This is a genomic window from Candidatus Margulisiibacteriota bacterium (assembly GCA_028715625.1).
Classification (GTDB): domain Bacteria; phylum Margulisbacteria; class Riflemargulisbacteria; order GWF2-35-9; family GWF2-35-9; genus JAQURL01.
Genome location: JAQURL010000123.1, coordinates 1 through 2,759 on the forward strand (window position 1 = coordinate 1; position 2,759 = coordinate 2,759).

Genomic DNA, 2,759 nt, shown 5'->3' on the forward strand with positions numbered 1-2,759 from the left:
AAGTTAGACGCGTAAACCCTGTATTCGCCTGGTGTCAGTTTATGACCGTTGGTAAATTTGACGATCCTTTCCTTATTATCCCAATTTGTTACCGATAGTACCTGTTCTTCCGGATTCAACGGATTAGCTCTGCCGATAATAGCTATGTTCCGGAAGCTTTCGTTAAAATTAGTCAGGTTAAAATCGTGTTTGGATTCACAGGATAATAACCAGGGATATCTTTTACGTAACAGACGCATACGATAAAGGAATATTTCATAACGGATATTGGAGTTGAAACTACGGTCCTTGGAAAGATCATATATTAACCGGTTATAATATTTTGTTATTAAGGGAATGTCCCTGGCTGGATTAATTCCAAGTTCCTCATGAAATGTATCAATTTTTATTAATCCTTCTATTAATTGTTTCCGTACATAATGCCGTTCCGATTTGGGTTTGTCTTTCATATATTTTTCCTGCTGGAAATAATACCAGGCTTGCATTTTGCCAGCAAAAGACTTTAAAGAATCGAGATTGGGAAAGATGTTTTTAATAGTATCAGGGAATACCTCCCAGTCTTTTTCTTTAAATTCCTGTATTGCTCCTATTTTTTCCGCCAGTAGTACATATTCATCAAGGTTTACTTCCAGGTCTCTGTAAAATTGGAAATAGTTATTGGAAAACTCCAAAGGTATGCCACGGCCGACACAAAACATCATTAACATTTTTAGGTTACGCAGCAAAAAACCTCCCCAGTTACCCTGACGATCATGCTGGGTATGGTTGATCACAGTTCTGATTTCATCCAACAGTAGTCTGGTTATTTCTGATAGATTTTCCAGCCTGTTCAGTTTCAGCAGGTCTTCGGCCAGATGCAGCAACTTAAAAAACCAGACGTTGCTGTGCCGGTAATCAAGCGGCGATACTACGGAAGAAAAATCTTCTCTGGCGTCTTCAGCATGTGAAGGTATTTTTTTGGAAATAATTATTTTTTCATTGTTTCTGATTATTGTATGATTTATTAACAGGTGCCCCAAGTCCTTTAAAAAACTGTCATCCATTATGAACTGGGTCATATCCAGGCGCATGGCGTCTATATGGTAATTTTCCAGAAAACTTTTTACACTTTGCAGGACCATAGACCTTATGAAAGGATCGTCGTAGTTGATGGCTGAGCCCCAGTCGGTTTTTTTATTCTGGTCAGGATGATTTATAGGATATAATCTGTCAGCCATAGCGCCTTCCGGGCCAAGGTGATTTAACTGCAGGTCTACGCTTACTTTAATGCCGCGTTCATGGCAGGTCTTAACAAATTCTTTGAAATCATCCGGTTTACCGTATAAAGCGCTAAGTGACCTGAAGAAGCCGTTAGAGTCATATCCCCAACTGCCAAAAGCTGTTTTATCTACAGTTATAGTTAAAATATTGTTATGTAAATTTATATTATTAGCCGGCCTGCTGGAATATTCATTAGCCGGGAATAGTTCTACAGTATCCATGCCCAGAAGGCTTATAGACTGGATGATCAAAGACAGAATTTTTGTTTTCAGGTCCGGGAAAAAGGCAGCCAGGCTTTGTTCGATTTTTTCATAATCCGCATCTTCTGTTATGCATAGCTGTTCATTTGCATCCAGCAGACAGTGGGTGGAAAGATATTGCCAGAATTTTTCCAAAAGCGCATTGGGAATGTTGAAATTATTGGTAAAAAATTTTCTGGTTATTTTGATGTCTGTATCTTCGATAATATCATCCAGAGTTTGGAGTGCCTTGCCTAATCCCTTGAAATCCGCCTCCTTGGTAGCCAGTCCGGGATGTATTTTTTTGATATGGAAAATATCATGTTCCTTTTCCAGCCAATTATTTTCATTGGGGCCCCATTTAAAGTGCGAATGATCAATTACAGCTGAAACTTTGCCTTGAGGGCCACCGGGCAGGTATTCGCTGCTGGGGTCAGGAAATACTTCGCCGCTGGAAGTATCTTCTAGCTGGTATAAATAGCCATAATCATTACCTCGCATGGGCTGTAAACCCTTCAGGGCAGTGTAATGAACCACTGAATTTGGTAGTATTTGCAAGCTCTGTTCCCTGCAAACATAGGAACCGTTTTCCAGAGGCAGATATATTTTTAATTTTAATTCGGGTTCAGGTCTTGCGGATGTCTTTAGATGCGGCGCATAAAGAACAAATGTGGTAATGCCGGTTTCCGCGTTAAAATTAGCGCCCAGATATGGGGCAATTTGAGTGTGCAAGTCGCTCATGCCTGTAAATATTTCTTCAAGTCTGGCAAGGCCCGTAATCGATTTTTTAAGCAATTTGAAGCGCTGGTTATCAGTGTCGGATATTTCCAGTGTTGAGATAATTTTTTTCATGGCTATTAATTTATCGTAATTGCATTCGGGAAATTTTATTTTTTTTGGAAAGTATGAGAATTAAACTTCCTCTAAAATAAAAAGGCCTCCATCCAGGGAGGCCTTTGAATCCGGTAAGGTGTATTTGATAAATCTATTTGTTTAACGATTCTTCTTCTTTAAAAAGTTTTTTGGACTGATGCAAGTCGGGGTTTTTCAGCATTTTATCAATTATTTTCTTCATCGCAGCGCTGTCCAGCTTGTTTTCCTTTGACCCCTGCTCATTAACCTGATTTTTTTCTCCGTTTGGTTTTTTATCAATATTATTTATATCCTTACACTCCATAAGAATATTATCCAGATCCGGTTTTTTGCTGATTATGTCTTTTTCAGTAGCAGTTTCTGTAAACCCAAACTTTTGTTTCACAT

Annotated in this window: 2 protein-coding genes; both read right to left on the reverse strand. The window is 38.9% G+C overall.

The features are described from left to right. Positions 1–2,351 (reverse strand): alpha-amylase family glycosyl hydrolase (locus PHV30_12100; GenBank protein MDD5457753.1); only part of this gene is annotated, 2,351 nt, incomplete at its 3' end. 133 nt (positions 2,352–2,484) lie between these two features. Continuing rightward, a partial coding sequence (locus PHV30_12105; GenBank protein ID MDD5457754.1) for a hypothetical protein occupies positions 2,485–2,759 on the reverse strand: 275 nt, incomplete at its 5' end.